Genomic DNA, 794 nt, shown 5'->3' with positions numbered 1-794 from the left:
CCCTACGGCTACCCTAATCGGTTAACCTCGCTACAAAATATAAGTCGCTGACCCATTATACAAAAGGTACGCAGTCACCCTCGAGGGGCTCCTACTGCTTGTACGTACACGGTTTCAGGTTCTATTTCACTCCCCTCACAGGGGTTCTTTTCGCCTTTCCCTCACGGTACTGGTTCACTATCGGTCAGTTGGGAGTATTTAGCCTTAGATGATGGTCCACCTATATTCAGTCAAAGTTTCACGTGCTCCGACCTACTCGATTTCACTTAAAATGTCTTTTCATGTACGGGACTATCACCCTGTATCGTGGCACTTTCCAGAGCCTTCCATTAACACATAATAAGCTTAAGGGCTGTTCCGATTTCGCTCGCCGCTACTATCGGAATCTCGGTTGATTTCTTTTCCTACGGGTACTTAGATGTTTCAGTTCTCCGCGTTCGCCTCGTTAACCTATGTATTCAGTTAACGATACCTGCAAGCAGGTGGGTTTCCCCATTCGGAAATCCTAGTCTCAAGCGCTTTTTACTAGCTTGACTAGGCTTATCGCAAGTTAATACGTCCTTCATCGCCTCCAACTGCCAAGGCATCCACCGTGTACGCTTAGTCACTTAACCATACAACCCAAACGGGTCTTTGTTAGTGACAGTTTAACTTCGCCAGAAGTTAATATTGAATACTAAAGTAGATACCAATTAACTATTCTATTGAATAATCAATGGCATTTTTTACTTTTGAAAACTCTTGATAAATACGAATATTTATCAGAATTTTATTATCAGCTTTTCCAAATTTTT

General features: G+C 42.4%; 1 rRNA gene. It reads right to left on the bottom strand.

Annotated features, from left to right (window positions below):
• A 23S ribosomal RNA gene (locus CWC17_RS18615) occupies positions 1–614 on the bottom strand; the annotation flags it as partial.
• Positions 615–794 lie beyond the last annotated feature (180 nt).

The sequence above is a fragment of the Pseudoalteromonas sp. S3785 genome (assembly GCF_005887365.1).
Lineage (GTDB): Bacteria > Pseudomonadota > Gammaproteobacteria > Enterobacterales > Alteromonadaceae > Pseudoalteromonas.
The sequence above is the reverse complement of the archived record's forward strand: the minus strand, read 5'-3'. Positions and strand labels throughout refer to the sequence as shown.